At 67.3% G+C, this 19655-nt stretch carries 26 protein-coding genes; 11 read left to right on the top strand and 15 right to left on the bottom strand.

Translation table 11 applies throughout. From position 1 onward, the window contains the following. Window positions 1-16: 16 nt before the first annotated feature. The 3 genes from yfcF to IPU70_RS05340 all read right to left on the bottom strand — a co-directional run bounded on the left by yfcF (window position 17) and on the right by IPU70_RS05340 (window position 1629). Complete coding sequence (gene yfcF, locus IPU70_RS05350; RefSeq protein ID WP_207465548.1) at window positions 17-652, bottom strand: glutathione transferase; 636 nt, start codon at window positions 650-652, stop codon at window positions 17-19. Between the two features lie 102 nt (window positions 653-754). Next, window positions 755-1084 (bottom strand): DHCW motif cupin fold protein, encoded by a 330-nt coding sequence (locus IPU70_RS05345; RefSeq protein ID WP_013395717.1) that lies wholly within the window; start codon window positions 1082-1084, stop codon window positions 755-757. Between the two features lie 53 nt (window positions 1085-1137). After that, entirely contained in the window at window positions 1138-1629 is a 492-nt protein-coding gene (locus tag IPU70_RS05340) for a GNAT family N-acetyltransferase (RefSeq protein WP_207465546.1), read from the bottom strand. A 186-nt stretch (window positions 1630-1815) separates the two neighbouring features. Between IPU70_RS05340 and IPU70_RS05335 the strand changes: the two genes are divergently transcribed. From IPU70_RS05335 to IPU70_RS05315, 5 genes are read left to right on the top strand one after another with little or no spacing between them, the layout of a single operon-like run. Then, a complete protein-coding gene (locus IPU70_RS05335; RefSeq protein WP_207465544.1) occupies window positions 1816-2760 on the top strand; it encodes a DnaJ C-terminal domain-containing protein in 945 nt (314 codons plus the stop codon). A 2-nt stretch (window positions 2761-2762) separates the two neighbouring features. Then, on the top strand, window positions 2763-3080 hold the full coding sequence (locus tag IPU70_RS05330; RefSeq protein WP_207465543.1) for a chaperone modulator CbpM: 318 nt from the start codon (window positions 2763-2765) through the stop codon (window positions 3078-3080). Window positions 3081-3136: 56 nt separating this feature from the next. Beyond that, the gene (locus tag IPU70_RS05325) at window positions 3137-3856 is read left to right on the top strand and encodes an AzlC family ABC transporter permease (RefSeq protein ID WP_207465541.1); all 720 of its coding nucleotides are present in this window, start codon (window positions 3137-3139) and stop codon (window positions 3854-3856) included. Continuing rightward, window positions 3853-4200 (top strand): AzlD domain-containing protein, encoded by a 348-nt coding sequence (locus tag IPU70_RS05320; protein ID WP_207465539.1) that lies wholly within the window; start codon window positions 3853-3855, stop codon window positions 4198-4200. Before IPU70_RS05325 ends, IPU70_RS05320 begins: the two co-directional genes overlap by 4 nt. A gap of 42 nt (window positions 4201-4242) precedes the next feature. Beyond that, the gene (locus IPU70_RS05315) at window positions 4243-4857 is read left to right on the top strand and encodes a glutathione S-transferase family protein (protein WP_207465537.1); all 615 of its coding nucleotides are present in this window, start codon (window positions 4243-4245) and stop codon (window positions 4855-4857) included. Window positions 4858-4873: 16 nt separating this feature from the next. Here the strand turns inward: IPU70_RS05315 and IPU70_RS05310 are convergent, their stop codons facing one another. The 4 genes from IPU70_RS05310 to IPU70_RS05300 all read right to left on the bottom strand — a co-directional run bounded on the left by IPU70_RS05310 (window position 4874) and on the right by IPU70_RS05300 (window position 8468). Continuing rightward, complete coding sequence (locus tag IPU70_RS05310) at window positions 4874-5527, bottom strand: DsbA family protein (protein ID WP_207465535.1); 654 nt, start codon at window positions 5525-5527, stop codon at window positions 4874-4876. 97 nt (window positions 5528-5624) lie between these two features. Further along, window positions 5625-7100, bottom strand: a complete 1476-nt coding sequence (locus tag IPU70_RS05305) for an inorganic phosphate transporter (RefSeq protein ID WP_013395710.1) — start codon at window positions 7098-7100, stop codon at window positions 5625-5627. 104 nt (window positions 7101-7204) lie between these two features. Next, entirely contained in the window at window positions 7205-7330 is a 126-nt protein-coding gene (locus IPU70_RS32960) for a hypothetical protein (protein ID WP_006222760.1), read from the bottom strand. A gap of 13 nt (window positions 7331-7343) precedes the next feature. Then, window positions 7344-8468, bottom strand: a complete 1125-nt coding sequence (locus IPU70_RS05300; RefSeq protein ID WP_207465533.1) for a D-alanyl-lipoteichoic acid biosynthesis protein DltD — start codon at window positions 8466-8468, stop codon at window positions 7344-7346. A 280-nt stretch (window positions 8469-8748) separates the two neighbouring features. Here IPU70_RS05300 and mog point away from each other — a divergent pair, with 280 nt between their 5' ends. From mog to IPU70_RS05285, 3 genes are all read left to right on the top strand, one after another. Beyond that, window positions 8749-9381 carry a molybdopterin adenylyltransferase gene (gene mog / locus IPU70_RS05295; protein WP_207465990.1) on the top strand — a complete coding sequence of 211 codons (633 nt, stop codon included), beginning with the start codon at window positions 8749-8751 and terminating at the stop codon, window positions 9379-9381. A 61-nt stretch (window positions 9382-9442) separates the two neighbouring features. After that, complete coding sequence (locus IPU70_RS05290; protein WP_013395706.1) at window positions 9443-9781, top strand: hypothetical protein; 339 nt, start codon at window positions 9443-9445, stop codon at window positions 9779-9781. Between the two features lie 5 nt (window positions 9782-9786). Next, window positions 9787-10653, top strand: a complete 867-nt coding sequence (locus IPU70_RS05285) for a peptidoglycan DD-metalloendopeptidase family protein (RefSeq protein WP_013395705.1) — start codon at window positions 9787-9789, stop codon at window positions 10651-10653. Between the two features lie 45 nt (window positions 10654-10698). Here IPU70_RS05285 and IPU70_RS05280 read toward each other — a convergent pair whose 3' ends face one another. The 5 genes from IPU70_RS05280 to IPU70_RS05260 all read right to left on the bottom strand — a co-directional run bounded on the left by IPU70_RS05280 (window position 10699) and on the right by IPU70_RS05260 (window position 13285). Further along, entirely contained in the window at window positions 10699-10986 is a 288-nt protein-coding gene (locus IPU70_RS05280) for a hypothetical protein (RefSeq protein WP_207465531.1), read from the bottom strand. A 152-nt stretch (window positions 10987-11138) separates the two neighbouring features. After that, window positions 11139-11402, bottom strand: a complete 264-nt coding sequence (gene infA / locus IPU70_RS05275; protein WP_207465529.1) for a translation initiation factor IF-1 — start codon at window positions 11400-11402, stop codon at window positions 11139-11141. Window positions 11403-11893: 491 nt separating this feature from the next. Then, a complete protein-coding gene (locus IPU70_RS05270; protein WP_207465527.1) occupies window positions 11894-12442 on the bottom strand; it encodes an SRPBCC family protein in 549 nt (182 codons plus the stop codon). Continuing rightward, a complete protein-coding gene (locus IPU70_RS05265) occupies window positions 12435-12800 on the bottom strand; it encodes a helix-turn-helix transcriptional regulator (RefSeq protein WP_207465526.1) in 366 nt (121 codons plus the stop codon). The genes IPU70_RS05270 and IPU70_RS05265 overlap by 8 nt, the downstream gene beginning before the upstream one ends. A 53-nt stretch (window positions 12801-12853) precedes the next feature. Beyond that, window positions 12854-13285, bottom strand: coding sequence for a GFA family protein (locus IPU70_RS05260; RefSeq protein ID WP_013395700.1), 432 nt, complete (start codon window positions 13283-13285; stop codon window positions 12854-12856). 197 nt (window positions 13286-13482) lie between these two features. On the opposite strand from IPU70_RS05260, the gene phnC reads away from it, so the two are divergent. The 3 genes from phnC to phnE all read left to right on the top strand — a co-directional run bounded on the left by phnC (window position 13483) and on the right by phnE (window position 16212). Further along, complete coding sequence (gene phnC / locus IPU70_RS05255; protein ID WP_013395699.1) at window positions 13483-14319, top strand: phosphonate ABC transporter ATP-binding protein; 837 nt, start codon at window positions 13483-13485, stop codon at window positions 14317-14319. Between the two features lie 33 nt (window positions 14320-14352). Further along, window positions 14353-15333 carry a phosphonate ABC transporter substrate-binding protein gene (gene phnD, locus IPU70_RS05250; protein ID WP_013395698.1) on the top strand — a complete coding sequence of 327 codons (981 nt, stop codon included), beginning with the start codon at window positions 14353-14355 and terminating at the stop codon, window positions 15331-15333. Between the two features lie 84 nt (window positions 15334-15417). Beyond that, window positions 15418-16212, top strand: coding sequence for a phosphonate ABC transporter, permease protein PhnE (phnE, locus tag IPU70_RS05245; protein ID WP_013395697.1), 795 nt, complete (start codon window positions 15418-15420; stop codon window positions 16210-16212). A 30-nt stretch (window positions 16213-16242) separates the two neighbouring features. On the opposite strand, the gene IPU70_RS05240 is transcribed toward phnE, so the two are convergent. The 3 genes from IPU70_RS05240 to IPU70_RS05230 are packed head-to-tail and all read right to left on the bottom strand — an operon-like array spanning window position 16243 to window position 19617. Then, complete coding sequence (locus IPU70_RS05240; RefSeq protein WP_207465524.1) at window positions 16243-16755, bottom strand: GAF domain-containing protein; 513 nt, start codon at window positions 16753-16755, stop codon at window positions 16243-16245. After that, entirely contained in the window at window positions 16752-17726 is a 975-nt protein-coding gene (locus IPU70_RS05235) for a tripartite tricarboxylate transporter substrate binding protein (RefSeq protein WP_207465522.1), read from the bottom strand. The genes IPU70_RS05240 and IPU70_RS05235 overlap by 4 nt, the downstream gene beginning before the upstream one ends. Before the next feature lie 55 nt (window positions 17727-17781). After that, window positions 17782-19617, bottom strand: a complete 1836-nt coding sequence (locus IPU70_RS05230; protein WP_207465521.1) for a gamma-glutamyltransferase family protein — start codon at window positions 19615-19617, stop codon at window positions 17782-17784. Window positions 19618-19655: the final 38 nt, after the last annotated feature.

Below are 19655 nucleotides of genomic sequence, written 5' to 3'. Positions count from 1 at the left end.
GCGGCTCCCGCTCGGGTCAGGCGCGCGCGGCGGCGTTGTGCTCCAGCCATTTCTGGACGGAGGGGCGCTGCCACTGGGCATCGGCATAGGCGCGCAGGGCGTCTGGCAGGTCGTCCTGGAACAGGCGCTTGAGCATGACGGCGAGGTCGGTATCCGCGATGCTCCATTCATCGAACAGCGAGGTCCGGCCCGTCCCCAGCAGATGGGTGCCCACGTGGATGAGCTTGGCCGCGGCGGCGTGCGCGGCATCCGATAGCGGCAGGCCGGCGGCGCCGTAGAACACGGTTTCGGTCGGGCGTTCCTGGCGCAGCGCGCCCAGGTCGCTGCGCAGCCAGGCCTGCAACTGGCGGGCGCGGGCGCGCTGGCGCACGTCGCGCGGATACAGCGCGGCATGTGCGGGAGCGGGGAAGGCGTCTTCCAGGTATTCGGTGATGGCGCTGGATTCGGTCAGGCTGAAGTCCGCGTGCGTCAATGCCGGCACCCGGGAGGTCAGCGCGCGGCTCTGGTAAGGCTGCATGCGTTGCTCACCCGCTTCCAGGTCGATGGGGCGCACCTCGAACGGCAGCTGTTTTTCAGTCAGCGCCACATAGGCCGACATGGCGTAGGGGCTGAGGAACAGGGAATCGACGAATAGCGTAAGCGGGGCGCCCAAAATCTAGTCTCCAGTCGGACGGGTAATGGCATGCGCGGCGGCGATAGGCCGCAGCTACTTCAAAGCGTAACGCATCTGCGGCCGGCCTGTCGCGCCGGGGCCTCAGTCGACGATGAAGAGCTTGGCGCCGACGGCGGTGGACGAGCGGTGCGGCTCGGCCTGGTCCGCGACCTGGTAGCTCATGCCGGGCGTCAGCACGAACTGCCGGCCATCTTCCAGTTCAGTGTGCAGTTCGCCTTCCAGGCAGAACAGGATGTGGCCCTTGCTGCACCAGTGGTCGGCCAGGTAGCCCGGCGTGTATTCGACCATGCGCACGCGCAGGTCGCCGAATTGCCGGGTGCGCCAATAGGCCATGCCGGTGTCGCCGGCGTGTTCGGTACGTTCCACCTCGGACCAGTCGGTGGTGCCAAAGGGGATGTTGCTCATCTTCATTGTGAATCCTGCGTCGTGGTCCGGACGCGACGGCGTCCGGCATGGAATGGATACTACGCCAGCGCGGGCAGCTTCTTGTGCCAGAACATGGCGCGGCCGGTGGTTTCGTCCAGGGCATAGCCTTCGAAACCGAGCTTGCGGTACAGCCCCTGGGCGACCGCGTTGCCTTCCAGCACTTCCAGCGTGATCTTGCAGCAGCCCAGATCACGCGCCCGGTCTTCCAGCGCCGACAGCAGCGCCGTGCCCACCCCGCGGCCCTGGAATTTTTCCGCCACGCCCAGGTCGTGCAGATTGAGCAGCGGGCGGCAGGAGAACGTGGAGAAGCCCTCAAGGTAGACCGCCACGCCGGCGGTTTCGCCATCGATGCGGGCCAGCAGCGCGCGAGCGGCCGGACGGCGGGCCAGTTCGGCGATCAGGTTCTGCTGCACGTAGTCGGGCAGCGGAGCATTGCCGCCCATGGGGCCGCTGGCGTACTCGTTCAGCATGGCCAGCACCTGGCGGCCGTGTTCGGGGTTGTTGAAGTCTGCGTCGATGATTTCCAGCACGATCTGTTCCTGTGGGCTTGCCGTGTTCGGGGTTGGCGCATTGGGGCGCCAACCGGACATTATGCGCGATGCCAAAAGCCTGACAAGGCGCATTGAAAAATCGTCCCATAACCCCTATCTTCTTGATATCCCAGGCCGAACCCGGCGCAACCGGAGGCGGCCGCAACGCTTTGCCAAGGGCTGCACATGGAGTTCAAGGACTACTACAGCATTCTGGGGGTGGAGCGGGAGGCCTCCGAAGACGACATCCGGCGCGCCTACCGCAAGCTCGCCCGCAAATACCATCCCGACGTCAGCAAGGAAAGCGACGCCGAAACGCGCATGCGCGATGTCAACGAAGCCTACGACGTGCTGCGCGACAAGGAAAAGCGCCTGGCCTACGACAATCTGGCCGCCGGCGTATCGCCCGAGGGCAGTTTCCAGCCGCCGCCCGGCTGGGACGAAGGCTTCGAGTTCCATCGCGGCGCCGCGCCCGGCGACGAGGCGCAGTTCAGCGAGTTCTTCTCCTCGCTGTTCGGCGGCCGCAGCCGGCGGGGCGGGGCCCAGCAGCAACAGGAGTTCCGTGCGCGCGGCGAGGACCACCACGCCGCGATCGAGGTGGACCTCGAAGATGCGCTCAAGGGCGCCACGCGCGACATCAGCCTGCGTTCCATGCAGATGGACGAGCAGGGCCGCCCGCATATGCAGACCCGTACGCTCAGCGTGCGCATTCCCCCAGGCGTGCGCGAAGGCCAATACATCCGGCTGGCCGGGCAGGGCATGCCGGGCTATGGCGGCGGCGAGAACGGCGACCTCTATCTGGAAGTCCGCTTCAAGCCGCATCCGCGCTACCGCGCCGACGGCCGCGATCTCTACATGACGCTGCCGGTGGCGCCCTGGGAAGCCGCGCTGGGCGCCGGCGTGCATGCGCCCACGCCGGGCGGTACGGTCGAAGTCGCGATCCCCGCGGGGTCCGCCAACGGCCGCAAGCTGCGCCTGCGCGGACGCGGCATTCCAGGCGATCCGCCGGGAGACCTCTACCTGGTGCTGGACCTGGTCTTGCCGCCCGCTGACAGCGAGGCGGCCAAGGAGGCCTACCGCAAGCTGCAGCAGGACCTGCCCTTCAATCCGCGGCGTCACCTGGGGGTATGACCATGAAAAAAATAGTCGTCACCACCGCCACTGTCGTGGGCAAGTCCCGGCCGCTTTCCGCCGACGATCTGGCCCGCGCCTGCGGCGAGGAAGTCGAATGGGTCGTGCGCCTGGTCGAGGTCGGCATCGTCACCGCCAGCGGCCAGGGGCCCGCCGAATGGCGCTTCTACAGCGCCGACTTGCAGCGGGCGCTGGACGCCCGCCGCCTGTTGCGGGACTATGGCGCGGGCTTGGACGCGGCGGCGCTGATCCTGGACCTGAGCCAGGAAGTCCGTCGCCTGAAGGCGCAACTGCGCGCGCTGGGCCTGGAAGGCAAGTAACGGCGGTGCGCGGATGGGTAAACTAGCTGGTTGTGGAACGACATCAGCGAAAACCCTTGCAGACACCTCCTGCCCCCGCGCCCGCGCCCGCTCTTGCGGGCAGCGCCCGCATCGATGGCCTGAAATCCTGCCTGCCCGTCATGATCGGCTACTTCCCGGTGGCCGTGACCTTCGGCATCGCCGGCGTGGCGGCGGGCCTGTCGCCCTTGCAAGTGGTGCTGATTTCCGTGCTGGTGTACGCCGGCGCCAGCCAGTTCCTGCTGCTCGCTTCCATCAAGGCCGGCACCCCGTGGCTGTGGGTGGTGGCGCTGTGCTCGCTGCTTAATGCCCGCCATCTGCTGTACGGTCCGCTGTTGTCGCGCTTCCTGCCCGCGGCGCTGAATCAGCGCCTGAAGGTCGCGTTCCTGCTTACCGATGAAGTCTTTGCCACGGCCTTCAACCGCCTGCAGGCCGTGGAGCCCGCGGGCCGCCAGCGCTGGATGATCGCGCTGGGTCTGGGCGCCTGGCTGACCTGGATCGCTGGCACCGCCGTCGGCGTCTATGCGGGAGACGGGCTGGAACGCCACTACCCCATGCTGTCCCAGGTGATGCGCTTCGCGCTGCCCGCGTTGTTCATGGCCCTGGTGTGCCAGAGCGCAAAGCGGGGCATGGGCCTGCCCATCATGGCGGCGGTGGCGGGCGCCGGCGTCGTGGCCGCGCTGGGCCATACCAGCCTCGCCATCCTGGCCGGCGCGGTCATCGGCTGCGCCGCCTATCGCCTGCGGAGGTCCGCATGAACACCGACGGACTGGGTTTCTGGGGGGCGGTGATCGCCATGGCGGCCATCACCTATCTGACGCGCGCCTTGCCTTTCATGCTGTCCGAGCGCAGCCGTCTGCTGCGCCACCTGTCGCGCGAGGGCTCGGCGCTGGCCGCCTTGGGGCCGTCGCTGCTGGCCGGGATCGCGGCGGCGGTGATCGTGCCCGACCTGCTGGCCGCTGGCGAGCAGGCGGCGAACATCGGCCCCTACGTCGGCGGCCTGGTCGTGACTGCCGTGGCCGCGCGCCTGGTCAGCAATGCCGGCGTCGCGGTGCTGCTGGGCATGGCCGGATACGGGGTGTTGCTGGCCTTGGCGGCGTAACGCCCGCGGAGCAAAATGGTCGGACTTCCAGGGAGACCGACCATGCTTACGCTCTATCACGCGCCGCGCTCGCGGTCGTTCCGGATACTTTGGCTGCTTGAAGAACTGGGCGTGCCCTATGACACCGAGATGGTGTCCATCCGCGGCAGCGACGGCGCGGGTCATATGCCCTCGGACTACATCGACATCCATCCGCACCGCAAGGTGCCGGCCTTGGTGCATGACGGCGTGCCGGTCTTCGAAACGCCGGCCATCGCCCTTTATCTGACCGATCTGTTCCCACAAGCCGGCCTGGGTCCGCTCGTGGGCGACCCGCTGCGCGGTCCCTATCTGACCTGGCTGGCGTATTCCACCGGCGTGTTCGAGCCTGCCATGGCCGAACGCGCCTTCAAGACGCCGCACCCGGGCAGCGCGCTGGGCTGGGGGTCGGCCGACGAAGTCGAGCAGGTTTTGACCCGGGTCTTGCAGGCGCGGCCGTTTTTCCTGGGCGACAGGTTTTCGGCGGTGGATATCGTGCTGGGCGGCACCCTGCAATACATGATGCAGGTGAAGGTGATGCCCGAGACGCCCGTGTTCACCGCCTATGCGGAACGGCTGGGCGGCCGCCCGGCCATGCATCGCGCGCTGCAGCGCGACGGGGACATCGAGGAAGCCTGAGGCGGCGGCGCAGGCTTTAGCCGCGCCCGATGCGCGCGCGCAGGTCCGCCTGCCATTCCTCGGGGCGGCCCAGGTAGCGGCTGGGCTCCAGCATTTCGTGGACGCCAGCGCGTTCCAGCGCCAGGGTGGGAAAGCCGCTGCCGCCGACCTGCGCCAGCAGCCTGCGGCTGGCGGCGATGTGCGCGGCCGTTTCGGCCCCCTGGGCGGCGGCGTAGGCGGCGCGGAAGGCTTCCGGGTCCAGGCCGATGTCGGCCGCCAGGGACTCCAGCACCGCCGGATCGGCGATGCGCAGGCCCTGCACATAGTGGGCGCGCTGGATGCGCTTGAGCAGGTCCAGTCCGCGGCCGGCCAGCGTCTGCGCGGCCAGGACGGCGGTGGTGGGCGGCTCCGAATCGAACACCGCGCCCTCGTCGCGCAACAGGCCGTCGTAGTAGTCGTCGCCGAAGGGCTGGCCCGTCAGGCCGGCGATGCGTTCGTCATGCGGCATGACATAGCGGCGCAGCCTGTCCGTGACCGGCTGGCGGTTGCCGCCCGTCATCATGCCGCCGCCATGCAGCGCGATGTCCAGGCCGGGCACGGCGCGAGCCGCCTCCACCAGCGGCGCGGCGCCGTAGCACCAGCCGCAGAGCGGGTCGAAAATGTAATGCAGGGTGGGATTTGAGGTAGCCATGGCGCCATGGTAGACGCGGGCCGTGCCGGGCGGAAGCCTGGCGGGGTAGCCAGAGTGTTGCATCGGCCGTGCAGATTGCCTGCACGGCCGTAAGGCATCAGCCGGCGATCTGCACGCCGATCCAGAACAGGCCGGCGGCCAGCAGCATCGAGGCGGGCAGGGTCAGCACCCAGGCCATCAGGATGTTGCGCACGGTGCTGCCTTGCAGGCCGCTCTTGTTGGCGATCATCGTTCCGGCCACGCCCGAGGACAGCACGTGGGTAGTGGACACCGGCAGGCTGAAGACGTTGGCGATGCCGATCGCGCCCATGGCGGTCACCTGCGCGGACATGCCCTGCGCATAGGTCATGCCCTGCTTGCCGATCTTTTCGCCCACCGTCAGCACCACGCGGCGCCAGCCGACCATGGTGCCCGCGCCCAGCGCCAGGGCGACCGCCACGATCACCCAGAAGGGGGCGTACTCGGTGGTGGCCGTCAGGTCGGCGCGCAGGCGCTGCAGGTCGGCGCGTTCGCGCGCGGGCAGGCCTTCGATGCGCGCGACCTTCTTGGCCGTGTCGTCCAGGCAGAGCAGGTAGCGGCGCACGGAGATGCGCTTTTCGGCCGACAGGTCGGCGTAATTGGACACGCCGTGCAGATCGGTCTGCAACGCGGCGATGGTCGGCATGGTCAGCTCGGGATCGCAGCGGAAGTTGCGCGGCAGCTCGGTGGTCGCGTCCACGCGCTTGAGCGCCAGGTAGTCGCCCAGCATGGCTTCATTGCGCTGGTAGAACACGTTCAGGTGGTTGGCGGCGTCGCGGGTGCGCTCGATCTGGTAGGTGGTGCTGTTGGTGTCCAGCACGAAGTTGGCGGGGACGATGCCGATCAGCACCAGCATGATCAGGCCGATCCCTTTCTGGCCGTCGTTGGAGCCGTGCACGAAGCTCACGCCCATGGCGGACAGTACCAGCACTAGGCGGTTCCAGAAGGGCGGATGCTTTTTGTTGTCGAGGGCGCGGCGCTGTTCCGGCGTCTTGTGCATCTTCGACAGCGGCAGCCAGCGCTTGAGCGCCAGCAGCAGGCCGCCCGCCACCAGGAAGCCGGCCACCGGCGACACCACCAGGGACAGGCCGATGTCGATGGCCTTGCCCCAGTTGACGCCGTCCGCCAGCGGCAGGTCGGTGATCAGCGCATTGGCCAGGCCCACGCCCAGGATCGAACCGATCAGCGTGTGCGAGCTGGATGCCGGGATGCCGAAGTACCAGGTGCCCAGGTTCCAGGCGATGGCCGCGGCCAGCATGGCGAACACCATGGCCAGTCCGCGGCCTGTGTCCACATTGATCAGCAGTTCCACCGGCAGCAGGTGCACGATGGCATAGGCCACGCCCACGCCGCCCAGCAGCACGCCGAGGAAGTTGAATATGCCGGAAAGCACCACCGCCAGATGCGGTGGCATGGCCTTGGTGTAGATGACCGTGGCCACGGCGTTCGCCGTGTCATGGAATCCGTTGATGAATTCGAAGGCCAGGACGAATGTCAGGGCCAGCGCAAGGCTGAGGCCAACCCAGAGGTCTAGGCCGTGGAAGAGGTCGAACATGGAGGCGGGGGAGGTTCCGGCGAGAGGAGCCGATTATTGCAGATTTGTGACCTGTCACTGGTTGCTTGCGGCTACCAAGTACGGGCAGCGGACCCCGCCCAGGGTCAGAATTTCGAATACTGGAACTCGATTTCCATCGGTTTGCCCAGATTTGCCGAGGTATCCGCCTGGATCAGCATCACCGCCAGGACGCCCAGGTAGAGCAGGCACAGCCACAGGGTGCGTTTCATTGCCGGCCCTCCTTCATGGGTAGAAAACTTCCGCGATCTTCTGGTTCACGCGCAGCCAGCCCAGCTCTCCCAGGTGCTGCACGTCACGCAGCGTCCCCACTTCGAAGGGCGCGCTGTACATGTCCATGCAGCGCATGGCGTAGCGCTGGCATAGCGCCGCGACTTCCCGCTGCACCGGGCCGAAGCGGTCCAGGTCCTTGAATACCAGGGGGTGCAGCGGCTGCATGACAAAGAGGGCATTGACGCCGCGCTGGCGCAGCAAAGCCATCAGGGCGTCCAGTTCGCGCAGTTCGTCGCGGCCGGTCAGCGGCTGCGGCTGATAGGCGGTCTTGCCGCCCGCGGGAATGCTGCGCAGGTATTTATTGAAGAACTCGTCGCGCACAGCGTAGCGGTTGCCGCCCATCAGGGCTTGTTCGGCGCCCTGCGCCTGGGCCGCCAGCGCTTCCCAATCCACCACCCGGGCGGCCGTGGGCGGCCCCTCGCGTTCGCGCTCCGGGACGGGCGCCGCATGGGCGGGGGCCCACAGATCGACCAGGCGCTGGCGGAAGACATAGGCCTGCTCGGCCGCCATCGACCAGGCGACGCCCGCGTCGCCCTTGGCCTGCAGCCAGCGGACCAGCTCCGCGCGGCCCTCGGGCTGCCGCAGCAGGCGGGGCAGCAGCGGATTGGCGTGCTCCTTGAATTCGTCCGCCCCCAGCCCGCCCTCGCCGTCGAACCAGCCCGGCGACAGCATCACGACCACGCGCGATGTCGGCGACAAGTCCTCGGCCATGGCCGCCAGCACCAGCTGCATGCCCAGCGACTGGAAGCCCGAATGGCCGTAGGCCAGCACCGGCATCTGCAATTCGTCGGCCAGGTAGCGGTAGGGCACGAAACGCAGGTCGTTGCTGGTCAGTTCGGACGAACCCAGGATCACCAGCCGGTCGCCCGTGCGCAAGGCCTGGCTCATGCGGGACAGGTTGCGCGTCTGTTCCTGCAGCGTATTGCCCAGGTTGGGAATATAGATGCCCGGCGCGGCGGCCGGCACCGGCTCCGTCTTCAGCGCCAGGGCGTGCAGGGCGCCCCACCCGGCGGCAGCCGCCGCGGCCAGGGCCAGCGCCGCTGCCAGCGCATGCTGCCGTAGTGTGCGTTTGAACATGGGGAACCAATGCCGCGCGGGGCTCTCTCTATAGGGGTAAGTTTGTTAGCGGATGTTATCGAGCGGGCATGACTGGAACAAGCGCGGGAAAGCGGGGCCAAAGCCGATTCGCCTTTTTGCCACAGGGGCCGGCGCCGGTGCGCGGCCTGCCGCCGCGATTCCCGCAGGGAAAGAATGCGATAGCATCGCTGTGGCGGGGTTCTTCTGGATTTCCATGATTGACCTCGCCCGCCGCCGCATCCGCGCCGCCCGCATGCTCCTTACCCAGATCGCGCAGCCCATGACCGCTTCTACCCGTATCGCCCGCAAGCACCCCGACGAACTGATCGTGGGCCTGGTGTCCGTTTCCGACCGCGCCTCCAGCGGCACGTACCAGGACCTGGGACTGCCCGCACTGCGCGAATGGCTCGGCGGCGCCCTGGCCTCGCCCTGGCAGGCGGTGGACCGGCTGATCCCCGACGAGCCCGCACGCATCTCGGAGACGCTGATCGAACTGGTGGACGGCTGCGGCTGCGACCTGGTCCTGACCACCGGCGGCACCGGTCCGGCGCGCCGCGACGTCACGCCCGAGGCGACGCTTGCGGTCGCCACCAAGGAAATGCCCGGCTTCGGCGAGCAGATGCGCCAGATCAGCCTGCGCTTCGTGCCCACGGCCATCCTGTCGCGCCAGGTGGCGGTCATCAGGGAAACGCCCGACCATGCCGCCCTGATCGTGAACCTGCCTGGCCAGCCGAAATCCATCCGTGAAACGCTGGAAGGGCTGAAGGGCGAGGACGGCGCCGTGCTGGTGCCGGGCATCTTCGCCGCCATCCCCTATTGTATCGATCTCATCGGCGGCCCCTACGCCGAGACCCGGCCGGAAGTCATTACGGCCTTTCGTCCCAAATCGGCCCGCCGCGCGCCGCAGGCTTGATCCGGCGCTGCGTTATATTGGCCGCCCCTTTCACCTCCCACCGTTCGAGAGTCCCATCGCCATGAAGGTCCGCACCGTCTTGTCCCTTACTGTCCTGGCAGCCTTGTCGGCCTGCGCCAACGTCAAAGACGTGCGCGACCGCGATCCGGTCTTCTACGGCTCCACCCAGCGCACGCCCGAGGACTACACGGCCTGCGTGGCGGAATCCTGGAAGAACCTGGGCATCAATTTCCAGCAGAAGGCGGTGCGCAACGGCTTTGAACTGATCCAGGAAGACAGCCTGGGGGTCGAGGCCGTGCTGACGACCATACACTGGAAGGGCAAGACCGACGTGCGCCTGTCCACGCGCATCGCGCGCCGCGATCAGAGCATCATCGAGCCCGCCAACCTGTGCCTGTGAACGCCATGCATCATCGTCGCGACGTCCTGCGGCTGGGCCTGGCCGCGGCCGCTCTCTGCCTGGGCCTGCCGGCCCGTGCGCAGCAGGCCGGCTTCATCAGCCGCAAGCTCAACGTTCCCGTGCCGGGCGGCGTCGCTGTCCTCGGCCTGGGCAACGCCGAGCGCGCGCCCGAAGTTACTTTCCTGGGGCGGCGCGTGCTGGTGGTGCGCGAAGAGGGCAAGCAGTGGATCGCCGTGGTCGGCATCCCGCTCAGCGTGAAGCCGGGCGAACAGCAGGCGGAGGTCAAGGACGCGCAAGGCAAGCGCGCGCTGCCGTTCAAGGTCGGCGCCAAGGAATACAAGGCCCAGCACATCACGCTGAAGAATCCGCGCCAGGTCAATCCGGATCCGGACGACATGAAGCGCATCGAGCGCGAACAAGCCGAGCAGGCCGCAGCCAACCGCGCCTATCGCGCCGGCGTCACGCCCAGCAACCTGCTGCTGGACCGGCCGGTGAACGGCGGCCGCCTGTCCAGCCCGTTCGGCCTGCGGCGCTTCTTCAATGGCGAGGAACGCAATCCGCATTCCGGACTGGATTTCGCCGTGCCCTCGGGCACGCCGATCAAGGCGCCGGCCGCCGGCGTGGTGGTGCTGGTGGGGGATTACTTCTTCAATGGCAAGACGGTGTTCCTGGACCATGGCCAGGGCTTCGTCAGCATGTTCTGCCACATGTCGGCCATCGACGTGAAAGTTGGCGACGAGGTGCCGCGCGGCGGACTGGTGGGGAAGGTGGGAGCGACCGGCCGCGCGACCGGTCCGCATCTGCACTGGAACGTCAGCCTGAACGACGCGCGCGTCGATCCGGCTATCTTCATCGGGGCATTCAAGCCCTGATTCCTGTCGGGAAGAGAAGGCGCGGCGGGTCCGGCCCGCGCGCCTTCAGGCCGTGGCGGCCCGCTGCGCGATCAGTTGCAGCACGTGCTGGTGCACGCGTTCCGCATAGTCCATCTGCTGCCGCACGTGAAACTGCTCGGCTTCCTGGTCGTCCAGGCAGTTGTCGTACTTGGTCTTGGCGTCGGCGTAAGTCAGGCCGGTATTGCGCAGGCTGTTGATGAAGGCCTCGCGCGACTGGTGCAGCAGGCGCAGGCCTTCCTCGCCCTTGACGAATTTTCTTCGCGCCAGGGCAAGCTGGTCAGCGGCGGCTTGCAGATCTTGTGTCAGGTCCATCTTGCTTCATGCTATTCCTGCCGGCGTCGCGCCTGGCAGAGGGCGCCATTCTTTCATGAACGGGCGCTCCACGCATTACGGCATTTCGCGGTCCAGGTTTAGGGCTGGCGCGAGAGTGGGGGCCGGCGCGGGGCCGGCCCTGTGGCCCTGGCTTAGCGGCGGTATTGCTGGGGACGCTGCGGGGCGGGACCGCGCTCGTCCTTGTGGCGGAAGTTGATGCGGCCCTTGGTCAGGTCATACGGCGACATTTCCAGGGTGACGCGGTCGCCCGCCAGGATGCGGATGCGGTGCTTGCGGATGCGGCCGGAGGCGTAGGCGCCGACTTCGATGCCGTTGTCCAGCTTCACGCGGTAGCGGCTATCGGGCAGCACTTCGTCAACGATGCCATCCAGTTCGATGAGTTCTTCTTTAGCCATTCTTTTCTCCTATCAATACGCGCAGCCATGCCGGCGGCAAGACACGCCGCGCAAGGCGGCAAGCGCGTCGGACCCGGACTAGCGGATCCAGCGGTTTGAACGTAAAACGTCCGGGCAAGCGCGGGTAGGGGCCACGGCATCCGAAGCGGATGTCTGAAATGACGGATACTCGCGCCGCGAGGGTAGTGTGCGCGCGGTGCGCGGCTTGGTCGCGGCGGCGCGTTTTGCGCAAATCGCCGGAAGAAGCGGGGTGGATCTTTTGCTGCCAGACCGCGCGGCGGTTGGGTTGGCGGCCAATCTGGCAGGGGCGGGGTTGTTCCGGCAAAGCCGGGCACGTCCTGGGTTGGCCCGGAGCAATGCCCGCAGGGGGTACAGGTTGGCACGCAGAGTGACCGAAGCCCGGTTTTTGCGGAAAAATCACGGACTTATGTTACTGCAAAGCGCAGTGATTAGCCAGTATTTATCTGTCACTGCGCCGTGATAGTTGTTGCTCAACGACTCTGGCCAGACGGGATCCGCTCCCGATATTCTTCTTCCACCCGGCCGAGAACGGACCAGAACGGGCCGGGCGCGCGGCCGGCCAGCCGGGCTTCGAGCACGCCCAGGTGCACATGCCAGCCGCCGGCCACGTCCACCATGCCGTCGCGCGAGGACAGCTTGCGGTGCGTCAGCACCAGGCGTGTCTCCTGGCCTTGGGGCGACAGCTCGAACGTGACTTCGGACGGATGCCCGGGGGAGCCGCCCCAAGTGAACGCCAACAGCCGCGGCGGTTCGCAGCGCGTGATGATGCCTTGCGTGGTGACGCCGCCTTCATACGGTTTGTAGGCCTCGGGCACGGGCTCGGCCACCGAGGACAGGTCGGCATGCATGAAGCGCAGCGTGACGCCGCCGCCCTCGCGCAGTTCCATGTCCCCGGACGCCAGCCAGAGGCCCCGCTTTTCCGATTCAGTGAGGAAGGCCCAGACCTCATCGACGCTGGCGGGCAATATCCGCGTGAAGCGGATGGAGGTGGGGTCCAGGACGACGCCGTGATCACTCATGTTGTTCTCCAGAAGATGGGGCCGGGGGGCGGTTGGCGATGAGCGCGGCTTCCAGCGCGCCCAGCTTGCCCGACCAGAATTGTTCATAGAAGCGCAGCCACTGCATGGCCTCGGCCATGGGTTCCGGATTGAGGCTGCATACATGCGTGCGGCCGCGGATGGAGCGCCGGACCAGGCCGGCGCGTTCCAGGGCCTGCACATGCTTGGAGGCGCCCGCGAAACTCATGCTGTGGGGCGCCGCCAGCTCGCCTATGGTTTGCTCGCCCTGGGCCAGGCTGCGCAGCATGTCGCGGCGCGTGGGATCGGCCAGCGCGCGAAAGACGACATCGAGGACGGGGGAGGGATTTGATTCAACCATAAGGTTGAATATATCCCGCTCTTCCGAAGAAATTCAACTTCTTGGTTGAGTTTTTATGTAACCGCTTGCGGATGGTCTTCTTCCATCGCGCCATACGCGTCGGGGTATTGCGGCAGATCGTCGCTGATGTCGAACCAGGGCGCCTTGCTGGCCACGTGGCAATGGGCGGCCGGCTTGATGCCGGGGTCGTCGTCCAGCGGTCCCAGCGGCAGGCCGTAGACGTCCGGGGTCTGATCGAAACGGGTCAGCAAGGGCGTGCCGCAGGCTTCGCAGAAGCCGCGGTAGCTGCCAGGGGACGAGCAATACCACGTGACGTGGTTTTCGCCCCGCGTCCAGGCGAAGTCCTTGGCCTGGACCGTCGCCCGGCTGCGGAATGCGGCGCCATGCGCTTTGCGGCAGATCGTGCAATGGCAGTTGAGGGCGTCGGTAAGCGGGCCGCTGATCTCGTAGGCGACTCGGCTGCACAGGCAGGAACCTTTGATCATGATGAACGCCAGGCTGGTGAGGGAATATTTCCAATATACCTGGGCGCGCGGGGCTGGAAGCGGCCATTTATGACGAACGTCTTTCAGATCATTGCGGCGTCCCTATTTTCCGCCAAATGAATCGATTCCCAGGTCATCGTGCTGTCATGCCGCGAAAACAGAATGCGGCCATGAACACATTCCATGGGGATTCAACGATGACTTACGCCATCGAAGTACTAGGGCTCAGCAAGAGCTTCCACGCCGGCGCCAAGGCGCTGGACGGCGTGAACCTGCAAGTGGCCGACGGCGAGATGGTCGCCTTGCTGGGCGCCTCGGGTTCGGGCAAATCGACCTTGCTGCGCCACCTGTCGGGCTTCGTGGCGGGCGATGCGGGTAGCGTGGCCGTCAACGGCCGCATGATCCAGCGCGACGGCCGCCTGAGCCGCGACGTGCGTTCCGCGCGCGCCGGCATCGGTTTCGTGTTCCAGCAATTCAATCTGGTGGGCCGCCTGCCGGTCATCACCAACGTGCTGACCGGCCTGCTGCCGCGCGTGCCGCTGTGGCGCAGCCTGACGCGCTGGTTCCTGCGCGGCGAAGTGCGCCAAGGCCTCGAAGCGCTTGCCCAGGTTGGTATAGACGACTACGCATTTCAACGCGCTTCGACGCTGTCCGGCGGCCAGCAACAGCGCGCGGCCATCGCCCGCACCCTGGTGCAGAACGCCCGCGTGATCCTGGCCGACGAGCCCATCGCCTCGCTCGACCCGGAATCCTCGCGCCGCGTGATGGACACGCTGGCCCAGATCAACCGCAGCCGCAAGGTGGCGGTGGTGGTGTCGCTGCACCAGGTGGATGTGGCCTTGCGCTACTGCCCGCGGGTGGTAGCGCTGCGCCACGGCAAGGTGGTCTATGACGGTCCTTCCGCGGACCTGACGCCGTCCATGCTCAGCGACCTGTACGGCTCCGAACTGAGCGAACTGCTTCCCGAATACGCGCCGCAAGCGCCGGCCATGCCGGGCATGGCGCCGCTGTCCCGATTGGCGCAAGCCGCCTGATTCTTCCCGACCCGTTTATCCCCGGAGCCTTCCATGCTACGCAGAACCTTTGTCACCCTGATCGCCGCCGCGGCCCTGTCCACCCAGGTCCACGCCGAAGACGCCAAGACCCTGAACTTCGGCATCATCTCGACGGAATCTTCCACCAACCTGAAGTCGGTCTGGCAGCCGGTCATCGACGACCTGAGCCGCGCCATCGGCGTGCCGGTCAAGCCCTTCTTCGCGTCCGACTACGCCGGCATCATCGAAGGCATGCGCTTCAACAAGGTGCAGATGGGCTGGTTCGGCAACAAGTCCGCGATCGAAGCGGTGGACCGCGCCAAGGGCGAAGTGTTCGCCTCCGTCATCGACAAGGACGGCAATCCCGGCTACTGGTCGCTGCTGATCGTCAACAAGGACAGCAACCTGAAGACGCTGGACGACGTGCTCAAGCGCGGCGGCACGCTGAGCTACGGCGCGGGCGATCCCAACTCGACCTCGGGCACGGCCGTGCCGGGCTATTACCTGTGGGCCGCCAACAAGATCGAGCCCAAGACCTTCTTCAAGACGGTGCGCGCCAGCAACCACGAAACCAATCTGCTGTCGGTCATCAACAAGCAGGTGGACGTGGCCGTCAACAACACCGAGGCGCTGGAGCGTTATCGCCTGAACACGGGCAAGGACGCCAACGACAGCGTGCGCGTGCTGTGGAAGTCGCCTCTGATCCCGGCGGATCCGCTGGTCATGCGCAGCGACCTGCCGGCCGACCTGAAGGCCCGCATCCGCGACTTCTTCGTCAACTACGGCAAGGGCAAGGACGCCGAGCGCGAACTGGCCAACCTGAAGGCGCTGACCTACCAGGGCTTCCGCCCCTCCGACAACCAGCAATTGGTGCCGATCCGCCAGATCGAACTGGCGCGCGAGAAGGCCAAGGTCGAAGCCGACGCCACGCTGGGCCAGGCCGAAAAACAGAAGCAGCTGGCCGAGCTGGACAGCAAGCTGGCCAGCCTGGGCCAGCCCGCCGCCAAGCAATAAGTCTCTTACCGGCCAGCCGGCGCGCTGCGGGGCGCGCCGGCTGGCCCGCAACCAAAAAAACCATCACGCGGATCGCCTTTTCTTATGAACGTAGCCATGCAGACCTCTCGCCTTTCCGCCGCGCCGCGATCGTCGCTGCCAGTCCTGCTCGTATGGGGCGTCGTGCTGGCGCTGCTGGTCATGTCGTGGAAGGGCGCGGACATGCGGCCCCTCGACCTGCTGCGCGATTCGGGCAACATGGCCGAGTTCGCGGCTGACTTCTTTCCGCCGAATTTTCGCGACTGGCGCATGTACCTGGACGAGATGATCGTCACGGTACAGATCGCGGTTTGGGGCACTTTCCTGGCCATCGTGGTGGCCGTGCCGCTGGGGCTGCTGTGCTCGTCGAACATCGTGCCGGCCTGGGTGTACCAGCCGATGCGGCGCCTGATGGACGCCTGCCGCGCCATCAATGAAATGGTGTTCGCGATGCTGTTCATCGTGGCGGTGGGCCTGGGCCCGTTCGCCGGGGTGCTGGCGCTGTGGGTGCATACCACCGGCGTGCTGGCCAAGCTGTTCTCGGAAGCGGTCGAGGCGATCGATCCGCGGCCAGTGGAGGGCGTGCGCGCCACTGGCGCGAATGCGCTGGAGGAAATCGTCTACGGCGTGATCCCGCAGGTGCTGCCGCTGTGGATCTCGTATTCGCTGTACCGCTTCGAATCCAACGTGCGCTCGGCCTCGGTGGTCGGCATCGTGGGCGCGGGCGGCATCGGCACCGTATTGTGGGAGATCATCCGCAGTTTCCGCTACGCCGAAACCTGCGCGGTGATGATCATCATCGTGGCCTTCGTGGTCGTGATCGACATGGCCTCGGCGCGTATCCGTCGCGCGCTGATCTGAGGGCGCGGGGCCCAGGCGGGCCCCGCTGCTTCAGGCCTGCGGGCGCAGCGCCTGGAATGCCGGCAGGGCCAGCAGGCCCGCCAACTGCGCAGCCTGCACGTCGGCGTCCGAAACCGCCGCGCGCGGCATCAGGAAGTTGACGGTGCCCAGGCAGACTTCGCCATACACCACCGGCACGTTGATGACGGAGCGCAGGCCCAGGCGCTGGATCGCGTCGTGGTCATTGAAGAACTCGCGGATCGCTTCCTCGCCTTCGCCCACGAACAACTTCTGCTCCAGCAGGACGTGGCGGCCCCAGGCGGTGCCGCTCTTGTCCTTGCTGCCGCCGGGCGGATAGGCCTCGGGGTTGGAACTGTACAGCCGCACCACCCGCATGGCCTGCGCGTCATAGCGGTTGACCGTGCACAGCGTGTGAGCCAGCGCGGCGTGCGCATGGGCATCGATGGCGCGGAAGGCCGCGGCCGGATCGGCGGCGGCGTAGGCCTGGGCGATGGCGGCCACGCCGGCCTGGGCCGGCGGGGCGAGATGGATGCTGACGGTCATTCGGCGGTGATTCCCAGTTCTTTGATCAGCTTGCCGTACTTGTCCGCGTCGCGCGCCAGGATCTGGCCGAACTGTTCCGGCGTGGTCTCGGTCAGCAGCACGCCCATGTCGCCCATTTTCTTGATGACTTCGGGCCGCTTGAGGATCAGGTTGATCTCGCGGTTCAGGCGCGCGGTCAGCTCGGGCGGCATGCCTGCCGGGCCGAAGGCGCCGTACCAGACCGACAGTTCATAGCCCGGCAGGGTCTCGGCCACCGTGGGTACTTTGGGCAGCAGGGGCGAACGCGCTTCCTCGGTGACGGCCAGGAGCTTCAGCTTGTCGTTCTGCACGTGCGGCAGGGTCTGCGTGCCGGCGCTGAACAGCACCTGGGTGCGGCCGGCCACGGTGTCCAGGACCGCGGGCGCGCCGCCGCGATAGGGGATGTGCATCATCTTCACGCCGGCGGCCTTCTCGAACAGCGCGGCGCTCAGATGGTTGGTGGAACCCTGGCCGGCGGACGCGTAGGCCACGGTGCCGGGATTGGCCTTCAGGTAGGCGATGAATTCCTTGACGTTGGACGCGGGCACCGACGGGTTCACCACCAGGGTGTTGGTGACCAGCGCGAGTTCGGCGATGGGCGTGAAGTCCTTCACGCCGTCGAACGGCATGCTGGAGTAGAGCGCCTGGTTCATCGTGTGGGTGCTCATCGAGCCCACCAGCAAGGTGTAGCCGTCGGGCTTGGCGCGGGCCACGAAGGTGGTGCCGATGTTGCCGGACGCGCCCGAGCGGTTTTCCACGATGACGGGTTGGCCCAGCGACTGGGTCAGGCCTTCGGACAGCACGCGCGCCAGGATGTCGGTGGAACCGCCCGCGGCCCAGGGCACGATCAGGGTGATGGGCTTTTCGGGCCAGGCGGCATGGGTGAGCGCCGGTGCGGCCAGCGCCAGGCCCAGCGCGCAGGCGCGCAGCAGTCGTTTGAATTGCAGTGTCATGGTGTTTACCCCTTTGCGTAGTGTCCGGTCTGTCTGCCGGTTGGATGAAACAGGTTCAGCGGCCAGCGGCATAGCCCTGCATGCCGCGCGGGTTGGCGCCGGCGCGCAGCAGCAGGCCGCCGCCGGCGGCAGGTTCGCGGGTGCAGGCGCTGATGCGGCCTTCCGACCAGTCCGGCCCTACCTTGACCTCGTGGCCCGCCGCGCGTAACGCCTCCAGCGTGGCGGCCGGCATGCGCGATTCCACGGTCAGCCGGTTCAAGGTCAGGCTGCGAGGCCAGAACGAGCCCGGAAAATGATCGACGTGCCAGGAGGGCGCTTCGATTGCCTCCTGCAGATTCATGCCCATGACATGGCGCAGGAAGAACGCCACCGTCCATTGGTCCTGCTGATCGCCGCCCGGCGTGCCGAAAGCCATGTAGGGCTGGCCGTCGCGCAGGGCCAGGCCGGGCGACAAGGTGGTGCAAGGGCGCTTGCCCGGCTGCAACTGACCCGGCACGCCATCGTCGAGCCAGGTCATTTGCAGGCGGGTGGTCAGCGGGAAGCCCAGGCCGGGCACCACGGGGCTGGACGACAGCCAGCCGCCTGACGGTGTGGCGGCCACCATATTGCCGTCGCGGTCGATGACGTCGATCTGGCAGGTGTCGCCCACGAAGATCTCGCGCGCGGCCCATTCGGCTACCGGCGGCAGCGCCGCGAAGGTCGGTTCGCCCACGCCGAAGCGCGTGTCGGACGCGGCCAAGGTGCGCACCGCGGCGTCCAGGTCGGGCAGGCGCGGCGCCAATCCGCCCGGGCTGCCGGGCTGGAACTCGGATGAAGCGCGGGCGCCGATGCCGGCCGCGCGCGCGCGGGCGTAGTCATCGCTGAGCAGGGTGTCCAAAGGCACCTGCGCGAAGTCGGGGTCGCCGTACCAGGCGGTGCGGTCGGCGAAGGCCAGCTTGGCCGCCTCGGCCACGTAGTGCACGAATTGCGGCGAGGTCGGCTCCAGTCCGTCCAGGCCCAGGTGCCGCAGCATTGCCAACTGCTGCAGGTGGACCGGGCCTTGCGACCAGACCCCGCACTTGGCCACGGTGTAGCGGCCGTACTGGACGGTGAGAGGTTCGTCGTAGGTGGCGCGCCAATCGGCCAGGTCGGACTTGCGCAGCAGGCCACGATTGCGCTGGCCGGTGGTGTCGCGCACTGCGGCATGGGTGTAATAGTCGTCGATGGCATCGGCCACGAAGCCGCGGTACCAGGCCTCCAGCGCCGCGTCGATGCGCCCGCGCCGGTCGCTGCTGCCAGCGTGCGCCTGGTCCAGGATGCGGGTGTAGGTGGCGGCGATGGCGGACGTACGGAACAGCGCGTCGGGCGCGGGCACGCGGCCATCGGGCAGCCAGACCTCGCGCGAACTGGTCCATTCGTCGCGGAACAGCGCCTGCACTGCCAGGATGGCCTGCGAAATGCGCGGCACCAGGGGAAAGCCGTTGCGTGCGTAGTCGATGGCCGGGCGCAGCACGTCGGCCAGTTCCCAAGTGCCGTAATCGCGCAGCAAGGTCAGCCAGGCCCCGAAGGCGCCGGGCACGGTGGCGGGCAAGAGGCCGATGCCGGGCACGAGGTCCACGCCCAGGCCGCGGAAATAGGCAGGCGTGGCGAGCGCGGGCGCGGGGCCCTGGCCGCACAGCGCGCGCATGCGCTGTTCCCGTTCGCTCCAGAACAGGATGGGCACCTCGCCGCCAGGCCCGTTCAGGTGCGGCTCCACGATCTGCAGCGTGAAGCCGCCGGCGACCGCCGCGTCATAGGCATTGCCGCCGCGTTCCAGCACGCCCATCGCCACCTGGGAGGCCAGCCAGTGGGTGGAAGAGACCACGCCGAAGGTGCCGCGTATTTCGGGGCGGGTGGTGAAGGATGCGCTCATGGGACCGGTCCGGCCAGCAGGGGAATGTTTGCAGTATA

Source organism: Achromobacter sp. SD115 (assembly GCF_017355315.1).
GTDB classification, from domain to species: domain Bacteria; phylum Pseudomonadota; class Gammaproteobacteria; order Burkholderiales; family Burkholderiaceae_B; genus Achromobacter; species Achromobacter xylosoxidans_B.
This window is presented reverse-complemented; position numbering and strand designations above follow the sequence as displayed.